Annotated in this window: 10 protein-coding genes; 4 read left to right on the forward strand and 6 right to left on the reverse strand. The window is 70.6% G+C overall.

Annotated features, from left to right (window positions below):
- Positions 1-14: 14 nt before the first annotated feature.
- Positions 15-1,496, forward strand: a complete 1,482-nt coding sequence (locus STSP_RS21020) for a hypothetical protein (protein WP_067280311.1) — start codon at positions 15-17, stop codon at positions 1,494-1,496.
- Between the two features lie 117 nt (positions 1,497-1,613).
- Here STSP_RS21020 and erpA read toward each other — a convergent pair whose 3' ends face one another.
- Complete coding sequence (gene erpA, locus STSP_RS21025) at positions 1,614-1,970, reverse strand: iron-sulfur cluster insertion protein ErpA (RefSeq protein ID WP_067280313.1); 357 nt, start codon at positions 1,968-1,970, stop codon at positions 1,614-1,616.
- 335 nt (positions 1,971-2,305) lie between these two features.
- Here erpA and nadA point away from each other — a divergent pair, with 335 nt between their 5' ends.
- Positions 2,306-3,493, forward strand: a complete 1,188-nt coding sequence (gene nadA, locus STSP_RS21030; RefSeq protein ID WP_107441359.1) for a quinolinate synthase NadA — start codon at positions 2,306-2,308, stop codon at positions 3,491-3,493.
- 338 nt (positions 3,494-3,831) lie between these two features.
- Here the strand turns inward: nadA and STSP_RS21035 are convergent, their stop codons facing one another.
- The 5 genes from STSP_RS21035 to STSP_RS21055 form a co-directional block, all read right to left on the reverse strand.
- Positions 3,832-6,981 (reverse strand): efflux RND transporter permease subunit, encoded by a 3,150-nt coding sequence (locus STSP_RS21035; RefSeq protein ID WP_067280317.1) that lies wholly within the window; start codon positions 6,979-6,981, stop codon positions 3,832-3,834.
- Positions 6,982-7,231: 250 nt separating this feature from the next.
- Positions 7,232-7,915: a response regulator gene (locus tag STSP_RS21040; protein ID WP_067280318.1), complete on the reverse strand. Its 684-nt coding sequence runs from the start codon at positions 7,913-7,915 to the stop codon at positions 7,232-7,234.
- Entirely contained in the window at positions 7,912-9,168 is a 1,257-nt protein-coding gene (locus STSP_RS21045) for a sensor histidine kinase (RefSeq protein WP_067280322.1), read from the reverse strand. Before STSP_RS21045 ends, STSP_RS21040 begins: the two co-directional genes overlap by 4 nt.
- Positions 9,169-9,428: 260 nt before the next feature.
- The gene (gene pspAA, locus STSP_RS21050; protein ID WP_067280324.1) at positions 9,429-9,710 is read right to left on the reverse strand and encodes a PspA-associated protein PspAA; all 282 of its coding nucleotides are present in this window, start codon (positions 9,708-9,710) and stop codon (positions 9,429-9,431) included.
- Positions 9,711-9,751: 41 nt separating this feature from the next.
- Entirely contained in the window at positions 9,752-10,552 is an 801-nt protein-coding gene (locus STSP_RS21055; RefSeq protein ID WP_067280338.1) for a PspA/IM30 family protein, read from the reverse strand.
- A 297-nt stretch (positions 10,553-10,849) separates the two neighbouring features.
- Between STSP_RS21055 and STSP_RS21060 the strand changes: the two genes are divergently transcribed.
- Both STSP_RS21060 and STSP_RS21065 read left to right on the forward strand, forming a co-directional pair.
- Positions 10,850-11,476: a DUF3043 domain-containing protein gene (locus STSP_RS21060; protein WP_078067368.1), complete on the forward strand. Its 627-nt coding sequence runs from the start codon at positions 10,850-10,852 to the stop codon at positions 11,474-11,476.
- An 80-nt stretch (positions 11,477-11,556) separates the two neighbouring features.
- Positions 11,557-12,261 (forward strand): class I SAM-dependent methyltransferase, encoded by a 705-nt coding sequence (locus STSP_RS21065; protein WP_067280330.1) that lies wholly within the window; start codon positions 11,557-11,559, stop codon positions 12,259-12,261.
- Positions 12,262-12,510: the final 249 nt, after the last annotated feature.

Below are 12,510 nucleotides of genomic sequence, written 5' to 3' on the forward strand. Positions count from 1 at the left end.
GAAGGAGCGATGCGGTGAGCACCGAGCGACCCGACAACGACGCAGCCGTTCCACGCCGGAAGCGCAGGCCGCTGGCTGTCGCCTCGGTCGCGGCCGCTGTGCTGCTGGCCGGTGGCGGCGGGGCGTACTTCGCCGCGACGACGTCCGGCGGCGACGGCAGGGAGTCCGGTGCCCCGTCCGGGGACGGGAGCACTCCGCCCCCGCTCGCACTGGACGGCTATACGGAGAGCCCCGGCGAGGGCATCGCTCCGGGCGAGCCCGACCCGAACGGCGCGACGTACCGGGCGACCGGCAAGCTGCCCGAGGGACCGGACTCGGCCGCCGTGTACCGCGCGCGGGGCGAGGTCAGCGCGTCCGAGGTGACGCGGCTGGCGAAGGCGCTCGGCGTCGAGGGCACCCCGAAGGTGTCGGACGGGACGTGGCGGGTGGGGCCGGCGAAGGACGGTTCGGGTCCGTCGCTGCAGGTCACCAAGCAGGCGCCGGGCACGTGGACCTTCAGCCGGTACGCGCCCGGAGCGAGCGACGACTGCAAGAGCGCCACCAAGTGCTCCAATACGGGCACCCCCGGTGGTGAGGGCGACGCGGTCAGCGAGCAGGTCGCAAAGAAGGCCGCCGCTCCCGTGCTCAAGGCGCTCGGCCAGGACGACGCGAAGCTTGACGCGCGTCAACTCATGGGCGCGGTGCGCGTGGTCAACGCGGACCCGAAGATCGGCGGGCTGCCGACGTACGGCTGGTCGACCGGCATCCAGGTCGGTGCGGACGGCCAGGTGGTGGGCGGCAGCGGCCAGTTGGCGAAGCCGGTGAAGGGCGACACGTATCCCCTGATTAGCGCCGGGAAGACGCTGGATCTGCTGAACAGGGCCGCGCTCGGGGGCGGGCGCGTAGGCATCGGAGGCTGCGCCAGCCCCGTACCGCTGGAGGGGCCGGAAGAAGGGCAGGAGGCGAAGGACGCGCCCTGTGCCACCGCCGCCTCCCCCGCGACGCCTCAGACCGTCGCCGTGCGGGGCGCGACGCTCGGGCTCGCGGTGCACTTCGTGGACGGGCGGCAGACGCTCGTTCCGTCGTGGCTCTTCGATGTGCGGCCGAAGGGGGCCGAGGACAGCTTCACGATCACTCATCCGGCGGTGGATCCCGAGTACCTCAGGGCAGCGGACACGCCCAGCGCGGAGCGGGCCGAGCCGAGCCCGCGGCCGAGCACGCCGGGCGGCGGGGACGAGTCGGTCAGCACACCGCGCGGCGTGCACATCGAGTCGTACAGCGTGGACGGGCGGTCGCTGACGCTGCACTTCTGGGGCGGCGTCTGCAGTGACTACTCGGCGTCGGCGAGCGAGAGCGCGGACAAGGTGACCGTGACGGTGACCGAGACCCCGCAGGAGCCGGGCAAGGTCTGCATCATGATCGCCAAGGAGCTCAAGGAGACGGTGACACTCGAGAAGCCGCTCGGCGACCGGAAGGTCGTGGACGCTACCGGGGGCGGGACGGTGCCACGGAAGTAGCAGTGCCGCGGAAGTAGCAGTGCTTCGACACACGAAAGGCGGCGGCCCCCCGTTCGGGGGGCCGCCGCCTTTCGTCGTCCTCTCCGCCTCCGGCCGGAGGCGGAGGGATCAGCCGGCTCAGCTGAAGGAGTCGCCGCAGGCGCAGGAACCCGTCGCGTTCGGGTTGTCGATCGTGAAGCCCTGCTTCTCGATGGTGTCGACGAAGTCGATCGAGGCGCCGCCCAGGTACGGAGCGCTCATCCGGTCGGTGACGACCTTCACGCCGCCGAACTCCTTGACGACGTCGCCGTCGAGCGAGCGCTCGTCGAAGAAGAGCTGGTAGCGCAGGCCAGAGCAGCCGCCGGGCTGAACGGCGACGCGCAGCGCTAGGTCGTCGCGGCCTTCCTGGTCGAGCAGGGCCTTGACCTTGGCCGCGGCGGCGTCGGTCAGGATGATGCCGTCGGTGACGGTGGTGGTCTCGTCCGATACGGACATCTACATCTCTCCCGGGTTGTACGGAGACTGCTTGCCGACGGTTGCAACCGGCGGGGCCGCGGATTCATTCCGGGCCGAGTGCTCTGTCTTCGACTTTCCTTCGTTTGCCTCCTCATGCTCGCACATGGAATGGGGAAGCGGCATGGGACGTTGTGCACGGTCGGCCGCGACGTACTCGGCCTCCGGGAATGCGTCACATCGACGCGATGGCCATCGTCAAACTGACGTGAACCGGTTATGATAGATAGCGTCATTTCGACGAAAAGTAGATGTCCCAGCAATCCCGCTTGATCCATCCGATCGAAGCGAGCCGCAGAACAGAAAGGGTGCGTGTCGTGACCACCGCCCAAACCCGTCAGGAGCTCGACGTCCAGCCGACGCCGCTCGCCCTGCTGCTGCTCGGCCGCGAGGCCGACCCCCGGAGCGAGCGTGGCGTCGAATGCCCGGGCGACCTGCCCCTGCCGTCCGACCCGGACCTGGTGGAGCGCGCCCGGGCGGCCAAGGAGAAGCTCGGCGACAAGGTCTTCGTGCTCGGCCACCACTACCAGCGCGACGAGGTCATCCAGTTCGCGGACGTCACGGGTGACTCCTTCAAGCTGGCCCGGGACGCCGCCGCGCGCCCGGAGGCGGAGTACATCGTGTTCTGCGGTGTGCACTTCATGGCCGAGTCCGCCGACATCCTGACCAGCGACGACCAGAAGGTCGTACTGCCGGACCTCGCGGCGGGCTGCTCCATGGCCGACATGGCGACGGCCGAGCAGGTCGCGGAGTGCTGGGACGTGCTGACCGAGGCGGGCATAGCCGAGCAGGTCGTGCCCGTCTCGTACATGAACTCGTCGGCCGACATCAAGGCGTTCACGGGCAAGCACGGCGGCACCATCTGTACGTCGTCCAATGCCAAGCGGGCGCTGGAGTGGGCCTTCTCCCAGGGTGAGAAGGTCCTCTTCCTGCCGGACCAGCACCTGGGCCGCAACACCGCCGTACGCGACCTCGGCATGACGCTCGAGGACTGCGTGGTCTACAACCCGCACAAGCCGAACGGCGGGCTCACCGCGGAGCAGCTCCGCGACGCCAAGATGATCCTGTGGCGGGGCCACTGCTCGGTGCACGGGCGGTTCAACCTGGACTCCGTGAACGACGTGCGCGAGCGCATCCCGGGCGTCAACGTCCTGGTCCACCCCGAGTGCAAGCACGAGGTCGTCTCGGCCGCGGACTACGTGGGCTCGACCGAGTACATCATCAAGACGCTCGAGGCGGCGCCGGCCGGGTCGAAGTGGGCCATCGGCACGGAGCTGAACCTGGTCCGCCGGCTGGCCAACCGCTTCGCGGACGAGGGCAAGGAGGTCGTGTTCCTCGACCGGACGGTGTGCTTCTGCTCGACGATGAACCGGATCGACCTGCCGCATCTGGTCTGGGCGCTCGAGTCCTTGGCGGACGGCAGCCTGGTGAACCGGATCGAGGTCGACAAGGAGACGGAGGCGTTCGCCAAGCTGGCGCTTGAGCGGATGCTGGCGCTTCCGTAGCGCTCGCGCTTTGCGGTACGCCGAAGGGGGCGCCCCTCTGTTGAGGGGCGCCCCCTTCGTTTGCCCCCGTGGCGCCGGGGGCGTCTGCGACGCGTGCCGGGTTCTCGCCGTCGGCGCGTGCGGGGCCTCGGCCGCTGCGCGGCCGGGCTCGTCCTCACCCACCGCCCATGAAAATCCCCGGCCCTGGTCCGCACCACGGTGGCGCGGACCAGGGCCGGAGTTCAGCCGATGTGCGGGGCACCCGCCGTCGTGGGCTGTGCCCACCCGTTCCGCTGGGGGCACCCCCAGGCCCTTAAGGCACTGGGGGAGGAACGACTGCCCACAGCGGGCGGTAGCGGCTAGACGCGCGCCGGCTCCGGCTCCGGCTCGTCGGACTCCGAGTCCGCAGACTCGGAGTCCATCGGAACCCCGGCCTTCCTCGCGCGCTTCGCCGCCTTCTTCTTGGCCCTGCGCTCCTTGCGGATTTCAATCATCGCGTAGAGCGTCGGGACGAGGAGCAGGGTCAGCAGCGTCGAGGTGATGAGGCCGCCGATCACGACCACCGCGAGCGGCTGGGCGATGAAGCCGCCCTCGCCCGTGATGCCCAGCGCCATGGGGAGCAGCGCGAAGATCGTCGCCAGGGCGGTCATCAGGATCGGGCGGAGGCGGTGGCGGCCGCCCTCGATGACCGCCTCGACCGTGCCGTAGCCCTGGGCCCGGTACTGGTTGATGAGGTCGATCAGCACGATCGCGTTGGTGACCACGATGCCGATCAGCATCAGCATGCCGATCATCGCCGGGACGCCCATCGGAGTGCCCGTGGCGACCAGCAGGCCGATCGCGCCCGTCGCCGCGAACGGAATGGAGACCAGCAGGATCAGCGGCTGGACGAGCGACCGGAACGTCGCGACCAGCAGCATGAAGACGATCGCGATGGCCGCCAGCATCGCCAGGCCGAGCGAGGCGAACGCCTCGTCCTGGTCCTCCGAGACACCGCCGATGGACGCGGTGGCGCCTGCGGGCAGGTCCAGCGCGTTGATCTTGGTCTGGAGTTCGGTGCTGACCGCGCCCGTGTTGTCGCCGGTCGGCTTCGCCGTGATCGTCGCGGCGCGCTGGCCGTCGATACGGGTCATGGAGACCGGGCCGTCGACGAGCTTGACGTCCGCGATGTCACCGAGCTTCACACCCGGGCCGAGCTGCAGCTTCTTCAGCTCGGACAGCGTGTCCGCGGGCTTCGCCGAGCGGATGACGATGTTCCGCTCGGTGTCGTCCAGGACCGCCTTGCCGGTGGTGGTGCCGCGCACCGCCTGGGCGACGGCCTGGCCGAGGGTGGTGTCGTTGAAACCGGCCGCGGCCGCCTTGTCGTTGGCCTTCACCGAGATCCGCGGCACCGACTGGGACAGGTCGCTGGTGACGTCCGTGACGTTGTCCAGCGTGGCGACCTCGTCGCGGACCTCGTCCGCTGCCTTGCGCAGGACGTCCGCGTCGGCGGCCTTGACCACGACGCTCAGGTCCTGGCTGCCGAAGCCGTCCCCGGCCGCGATGGTGGTCGTACCGATCCCGGAGAGCTTGCCGAGCCCCTCCTCGATACGGCTCTGGACGTCCTCGTACGACGCCGAGTCGGCCAGCTTGACCTGGTACGACGCCTGGTTGGTGTCCGTACCGCCGCCGAACGCCGCCATGAAGCCGGAGGACCCGATGGTGACCTGGTAGTCCTCGACGCCCTCGACGCCGTCGAGCATCTTCTCGATCTTCTTCGCCGACGCGTCGGTCTTCGCCAGGCTGGTGCCCGGCTTCAACTCCTGCTTGACGGTCAGGACTTCCTGCTCGCCCTGGTCGAAGAAGTTGGTCTTCAGCATGGGTGCCATGCCGAAGGTGCCGATGAGGATCACGATCGCGAGGGCCAGGCTGGTGAGGCGGCGGCGCGTCGCGAAGCGCAGGACGGGGACGTAGAGGCGCTGCAGCCAGCTGCGGGCCTCCTTCTCCTCGGCCTTGCGGCGGGCCTCCTCCGGGTCGGCATCCCGCACGTCCTTGGGGGCGCGCAGGAACCAGTACGACAGGACGGGCACGACCGTCAGCGACACGAGCAGCGAGGCCAGCAGCGCCGCCGTGACCGTCAGCGAGAACGAGCCGAACAGCTCGCCCACCATGCCGCCGGTCAGACCGATGGGCAGGAAGACCGCGACGGTGGTCAGCGTGGACGACGTGACGGCGCCCGCGACCTCGCGTACCGCCTTGAGGATCGCCTCTTGGCGCTCCTCGCCGTAGCCGAGGTGCCGCTTGATGTTCTCCAGGACGACGATCGAGTCGTCGACGACGCGGCCGATGGCGATGGTCAGCGCGCCCAGCGTGAGCATGTTGAGGGACAGGTCGCGGGTCCACAGCACGATCAGCGCGAGGACGACCGACAGCGGGATCGACACCGCGGTGACCAGCGTCGAGCGGATCGACGCGAGGAACACCAGGATGACGAGGACCGCGAAGACCAGGCCCAGGGCGCCCTCGGTGGTGAGGCCCTCGATGGACTTGGAGACCGCGGGGCCCTGGTCGCTGACGACGGTCAGCGTCGCGCCGGAGCCGAGGTCCTTGCGGAGGTCCGGCAGCTTGTCCTTCACCTCGTTCGAGATGGCGACCGCGCTGCCGTCGTTGTCCATGGTGACCATGACGGCGAGGCTGGGCTCGCCGTTCGTCCGCGTGAGGGAGGTCGCGGTGGACGGCTCCTGCTTCACGGTGGCGACGTCACCCAGGCGTACGGGCTTCTTGGCGCCCTCGCCCGTGACCATCAGGTCCTTGATCTGCTGCAGCGAGGTGAAGCCGCCGCCGACCTGGACGGTGCGGTTGGCGCCGTCCTCGTCGAAGGAGCCCGCCGGGACGGTCGCGCCGCCCGCCTGCAGGGCCTGGCCGAGCGCGGCCGGGCTCAGGCCCGCGCCCGCCAGCTTGCCGTTGTCGGGCGTGACGGTGACCTGGAGGTCCCGGACACCGTCGACGGTGACCTGGCCGACGCCGTCGATGTCCTCGAAGGCCGGCACGACGGTGCTGTCGAGCTGGTCGGCGAGCGCCTGCTGGTCCTTGTCGGACGTGACTGCGAGCACGACGGTCGGGATGTCGTCCGTGGAACCGGCGACGACCTGCGGGTCGACCTCGTCGGGCAGCTGGGCGCGGGCCCGGTTCACGGCCTGTTGGACGTCGGCGACGAGCTGCTGTGTGTCGGGGCCGTAGTCGAACGACGCCATGATGAGGGCGTTGCCCTCGCTGGCCGTGGAGGTGATGCCCGTGATGCCGTCGACGGCCTGGATGGTGTTCTCGAGCGGCTCTACGACCTGCTTCTCGACCACATCGGGAGACGCGCCCTGGTACGGCGCCACCACGGACACCATGGGCAGTTCGATGGAGGGCAGCAGTTGCTGCTTGAGCTGCGGGATCGCGATGGCACCGAAGACGATCGCGACGATCGACATCAGCCCGATCAGGGCCCGTTGCGCGAGGCTGAATCTGGACAGCCAGGACATAGGGGTACGGTCTCTCTTCCGTGGCCGGCATGTGAGGCAGGAAGGGCGCAGATCAGCGCCCGCCTTACACCTTGCGGCATCGGCGAGGGGCGATCCGTCGCCCCCAGGTGCCCTTCCTTTATGCGGCGCCTACTGCGCTCGTAGTACGGGCGGTACACCCGTGGGTTCACGTCACGACCCCGACGGTCCAGGACGCCCCGGGACACCCGAGGAAGTCCCGGGATGCAGGCGGATGCCCCTGGATGTCACATCACGTCACTCTTGGGCGGACCAGGCCGGACTCGTATGCGATGACGACGAGTTGTGCCCGGTCGCGGGCGCCGAGCTTCGCCATGGCGCGGTTGACGTGGGTCTTGACGGTGAGCGGGCTGACCTCGAGCCGCTCGGCGATCTCGTCGTTGGAGTGGCCGCCCGCGACCTGGACCAGCACCTCGCGCTCCCGGCCGGTGAGCGCCTCGAGGCGTTCGGTGTGGACGGGGTCGCCGCCGCCTTGCGTACCGTCGCTCTGCGCCAGGAACGTGGCGATCAGCCCCTTGGTGGCCGCCGGGGACAGCAGCGCCTCTCCCCCGGCCGCGACCCGGATGGCGTTGAGCAGTTCCTCGGGTTCCGCGCCCTTGCCGAGGAAGCCGGAGGCACCGGCCCGCAGCGACTGCACCACGTACTCGTCGACCTCGAACGTGGTCAGCATGACCACCCGCACCTGGGCGAGAGCCGGGTCGGCGCTGATCAGCCGGGTGGCGGCGAGGCCGTCCGTGCCCGGCATACGGATGTCCATCAGCACGACGTCCGCGGACTGCTCCTTCGCCAGCCGGACCGCCTCCGCACCGTCCGACGCCTCGCCGACGACCTCCATGTCGGGCTCGGAGTCGACGAGCACACGGAACGCGCTGCGCAGCAGCGCCTGGTCGTCGGCGAGCAGCACCCGGATGGTCATACGCGGTTTCCCGTCCCTTCCGCGGCAGTGGCCTGGCGCGCGTGGTTCTGGACCGGCAGGATCGCATGAACGCGGAATCCGCCGGCGGGACGGGGTCCCGCGGAACAACTGCCGCCGAGCGCGGTGACCCGCTCCCGCATGCCGAGCAGCCCGTGCCCGCCGCCGTCCTGGGGCGCGCCCTCGTGGCCGGGCCCGTCGTCCAGCACGGTCACCTCGAGGCCGGGTCCCACGCGTACGACGCTGACCTCGGCCTTCGCCTCGCTCCCGGCGTGCTTCTGCACATTGGTGAGCGCCTCCTGGATGACGCGGTACGCGGCCAGGTCCACCGCCGCGGGCAGCTTCGTGCCGTGATCGGCACGGGCCACCTCCACCGTGAGGCCCGCGTGCCGGAAGGTGTCGACGAGTTCGTCGAGGCGGTGCAGGCCCGGGGCGGGCTCGGTGGGTGCCTCGGGGTCTCCGGTCTGCCGCAGCAGGCCCACGGTGGCGCGGAGTTCGTTGAGGGCTGAGCGGCTGGCCTCGCGTACATGGGCGAGGGCCTCCTTTGCCTGGTCGGGCCGCTTGTCCATGACGTGCGCCGCGACCCCGGCCTGGACGTTGACGAGCGCGATGTGGTGCGCCACCACGTCGTGCAGATCGCGGGCGATCCGCAGCCGCTCCTCCGCGACCCGGCGCCGGGCCTCCTCCTCACGGGTGCGCTCGGCCCGTTCGGCGCGCTCCCGGATGGCCTGGACGAAGTCGCGGCGGCTGCGGACGGCGTCGCCCGCGGCCGCGGCCATACCGGTCCAGGCGAAGACGGCGATGTTCTCCTGCGCGTACCAGGGGAGCGGGCCCGCGAGCATTCCGGCCGCCGTCAGCACGGTCATGGTGGGCAGGGCGACCCGCCAGGTGGTGGTCCGGTCGGTGTGGGCGGCGACGGTGAAGAGCGCGACGACCGCGCACATCGCGACGGGGGTGCGCGGGTCGCCGGTGACCAGTTCCACGAGGGAAAGGGCGCCGGTCGCCGCCAGCACGGTCATGGGGCGCGCCCGGCGGAGGACCAGCGCGGCCGCGCCCAGCACCATCAGGGTGAGGCTGGGCGCGTCGGGGGTGCGGGTGCCCCACTTGGGGCCTCCGTGGTGGCCGGGGTCGGCGAAGGAGCCGACGATCATGCAGGCGAGGACGGCGGTGGCGAGGGTGGCGTCCCAGGCCCGGGGGTGGGTCTGGAGCCAGGCCCTCGCCCGGGTCCAGGTACCTGGGGTCTGGGGAGTGGTCACGTCCAGCCACGGTACGGGGCCCTGGCGGGCGGCGGAACGGGGGCTGGGGTGCGCTGTCGTTTTGGGGTGCCCCCCGCGTCGTGGGTGGGGTGCGGGTGCCCGTCGGCCGGGCGGGCCTTACAGCCGGGGTGCTGTGCGGGTGCCCGTCGGCCGGGCGGGCCTTACAGCCGGGGTGCTGTGCGTCGTGGGCTGTGCCCACCCGTTCCGCCCCAGCGGAACGACTGCCCACAGCGGTGCTGCGGTACAGCGGTACGCCGGGGCTAGCCCCCCGGGATCAGGCCGTCGTCGCTCAGGAGGTCTCGGACCTCCTCCAGGGTGGCGTCGGGGGACGGGAGGATCAGTTCCGAGGGTTCCAGGGAGTCGTCGGGGAGGGGGGTGCCCAGTTCGCGGACCTTGTCCAGGAGCGCGTGCAGGGTCTCGCGGAAGCCTGGGCCGTCGCCGCGCTCCACCTCGGAGAGGAGCGCCTCGTCCAGCTTGTTCAGTTCGGCGAAGTGGCTGTCGGCCAGCTTCACCTGCCCCTCCCCCATGATCCGTACGATCATGTCGTCCTCCTCGGACGTGAGCGAGACTTCCGGCGGCGTGGCTACTGCTTGTCGAAGCGCGGGGTGTCCTGCTGCTGGGACTGCTGCTGTCCCTGGTTGCCGGCCGTGCCGCCCTCGATCGCCTGCTGCTGCGTCGTACCGCCGGCCAGCTCGGCCTTCATGCGCTGCAGTTCCAGCTCTACATCCGTACCACCGGAGAGCCGGTCCAGCTCGGCCTGGATGTCGTCCTTGGCCATGCCGGTCGGGTCGTCGAGGGCGCCGGAGGCGAGCAGCTCGTCGATCGCGCCGGCCCGCGCCTGGAGCTGGGCCGTCTTGTCCTCGGCACGCTGGATCGCCAGGCCGACATCGCCCATCTCCTCGGAGATGCCGGAGAAGGCCTCGCCGATCCGGGTCTGCGCCTGGGCCGCAGTGTAGGTGGCCTTGATGGTCTCCTTCTTCGTGCGGAAGGCGTCCACCTTCGCCTGCAGCCGCTGGGCCGCCAGGGTGAGCTTCTCCTCCTCGCCCGACAGGGTCTGGTGCTGCGTCTCCAGGTCCGTCACCTGCTGCTGGAGCGCGGCGCGGCGGGAGAGCGCCTCACGGGCCAGGTCCTCACGGCCCAGCGCCAGCGCCTTGCGGCCCTGGTCCTCCAGCTTGGCCGACTGAGTCTGGAGCTGGTTGAGCTGCAGCTCCAGGCGCTTGCGCGAGGTCGCCACGTCGGCGACGCCGCGGCGCACCTTCTGCAGCAGCTCAAGCTGCTTCTGGTACGAGTAGTCGAGGGTCTCGCGCGGGTCCTCGGCCCGGTCCAGGGCCTTGTTCGCCTTCGCGCGGAAGATCATCCCCATACGCTTCATGACACCGCTCATGGGCTTCGCGCGCCCCCTTCTGACGGACTCCAGCTCCCAGGTCTTCAACAGAACCCACAGTACGGGCCCTGCCTCCATTACCGCACTGTTCGGGGACCGATGCGCTCATCCCCAAGGACGACTGCTGACGGCTGACCTCCGGCCCAGGGAGTAGGTGGCCCTCCCGGGGCCCGCCGGAAACCTTCCGGCTGCGTACCTTGCATACCCCTTGAGTCTGATCTGCCCCGCCACAGCCGCGTGGTGTTGCCGGTAGAGACGTACGGTGTTGCCGGATCGTTCCCCACCGGGCTGGGGTCCATGCAGGCGCACCCCGTACCCTTGGTTTTTGTGTTCCGTAGCCGTGCCAAGGAAGAGAAGGCCCCCGCCGACAAGGCGCCGGTGACCGACTCCAAGCAGACCCGTGACCCGCAGGCCCCCAAGGGCCGCCCGACGCCCAAGCGCAGCGAGGCCCAGTCGCAGCGCCGCAGCGTCGCCAATTCCTCCCTGACGCGCAAGGAGGCGGCGAAGCGTGCGCGCGACGAGCGCCGTGCGCAGATGGAGCGGCAGCGCCAGGCGCTGGCGAGCGGCGACGAGCGCTATCTGCCCGTCCGTGACAAGGGTCCGGTCCGGCGGTTCGCGCGCGACTTCGTGGACTCGCGGTTCAGCATGGCCGAGTGGTTCCTGCCGCTCGCGGTGGTCATCCTCGTCCTGAGCATGATCCGCATGCCGGCCGTCCAGAACATCGCGCTGCTGCTGTGGCTGTTCGTGATCATCCTGATCGTCATCGACTCGATCGTCATCGGGATCCGGCTGAAGAAGCAGCTGAACGCGCGCTTCCCGGACCAGCCGAAGCGGGGCGCCGTCGCCTACGCCCTGATGCGCACGCTCCAGATGCGTCGTCTGCGGCTGCCGAAGCCGCAGGTCAAGCGCGGAGAGCGGCCCTGAGCGCAGAGGCTTTCACGCGAGGCGCCGGCGCCTGGCTGGAGGGGCTCGGGGGGTTGCGCAACGCCGTACGCCAGGAACTGGTGGCGCGGCAGCTCGACGAGCAGCTGGCGGGGTGCTTCCCCGTCGGGCAGCGGCTCCGCGTCCTCGACGTCGGCATGGGCCAGGGCACGCAGGCGCTGCGGCTGGCCCGCGCCGGGCACAAGGTGACCGGCCTGGAGCAGGACCCGAAGATGGTCGCCGCGGCGCGCGAGGCGCTGGCCGCGGAGCCGGAAGGCATACGGCAGCGGGTGCGGCTGGTCGAGGGCGACGGCCGGGACACGGGCGTGCACTTCCTGCCCGGCAGCTTCGACGTGGTGCTGTGCCACGGCGTGCTGATGTACGTCGAGGAGCCGGACCCACTCCTTGCGGGCCTCGCCCGGATGCTGGCTCCCGGCGGGCTGCTGTCGCTGCTCGTACGGAACGGCGACGCGCTGGCGATGCGGCCGGGGCTGGCCGGCGACTGGGACGGGGCGCTGGTCTCGTTCGACACCGATGCGTATACGAACCGGCTGGGGCTGCGGGTGCGGGCGGATCGGCTGGACGCGCTCACCGCGACGCTTGCGGGGATCGGGGCGCCGTTGCGGGCCTGGTACGGGGTTCGTGTTTTCACGGATACGGCGGCCGACGACGCGGGGGTTCCCTCTGACTTCGGCGCCCTCCTCTTGGCGGAGGAGCGCGCCGGGCGCAGGGATCCCTATCGCCGGGTGGCGGCGCTGCTTCATTTGTGCGGGGTGCGGGGCGGGTGACCTGCGGTCCGCTGGGGGCGCTCTGCCCTGGCGGGCGCTGGACTACGGTTTCGGCGCGCCGTACGTCGTGGTGTTGTGCCCACCCGTTCCGCCCCAGCGGAACGACTGCCCACAACGGTCAGCGGCGTAGCTGCCCACAACGGTGACCCCCACCGGCCCGCAGGCGCCCTCCGGCCGAAGGGGACGTGGCGGGATGTGCGCCCGCAGCGGCTGGCGCACAGTCCGGGCTCGCCCGACGACGTACGGCTC

The organism is Streptomyces jeddahensis (genome assembly GCF_001642995.1).
GTDB lineage: Bacteria > Actinomycetota > Actinomycetes > Streptomycetales > Streptomycetaceae > Streptomyces > Streptomyces jeddahensis.

What these genes read in the sequence shown, in the direction of transcription:
- erpA (WP_067280313.1), bottom strand. Translation starts at nt 1,970, where the DNA reads ATGTCCGTATCGGACGAGACCACCACCGTCACCGACGGCATCATCCTG.
- STSP_RS21040 (WP_067280318.1), bottom strand. Translation starts at nt 7,915, where the DNA reads ATGACCATCCGGGTGCTGCTCGCCGACGACCAGGCGCTGCTGCGCAGC.
- STSP_RS21035 (WP_067280317.1), bottom strand. Translation starts at nt 6,981, where the DNA reads ATGTCCTGGCTGTCCAGATTCAGCCTCGCGCAACGGGCCCTGATCGGG.
- pspAA (WP_067280324.1), bottom strand. Translation starts at nt 9,710, where the DNA reads ATGATCGTACGGATCATGGGGGAGGGGCAGGTGAAGCTGGCCGACAGC.
- STSP_RS21055 (WP_067280338.1), bottom strand. Translation starts at nt 10,552, where the DNA reads ATGAGCGGTGTCATGAAGCGTATGGGGATGATCTTCCGCGCGAAGGCG.
- STSP_RS21060 (WP_078067368.1), top strand. Translation starts at nt 10,850, where the DNA reads ATGCAGGCGCACCCCGTACCCTTGGTTTTTGTGTTCCGTAGCCGTGCC.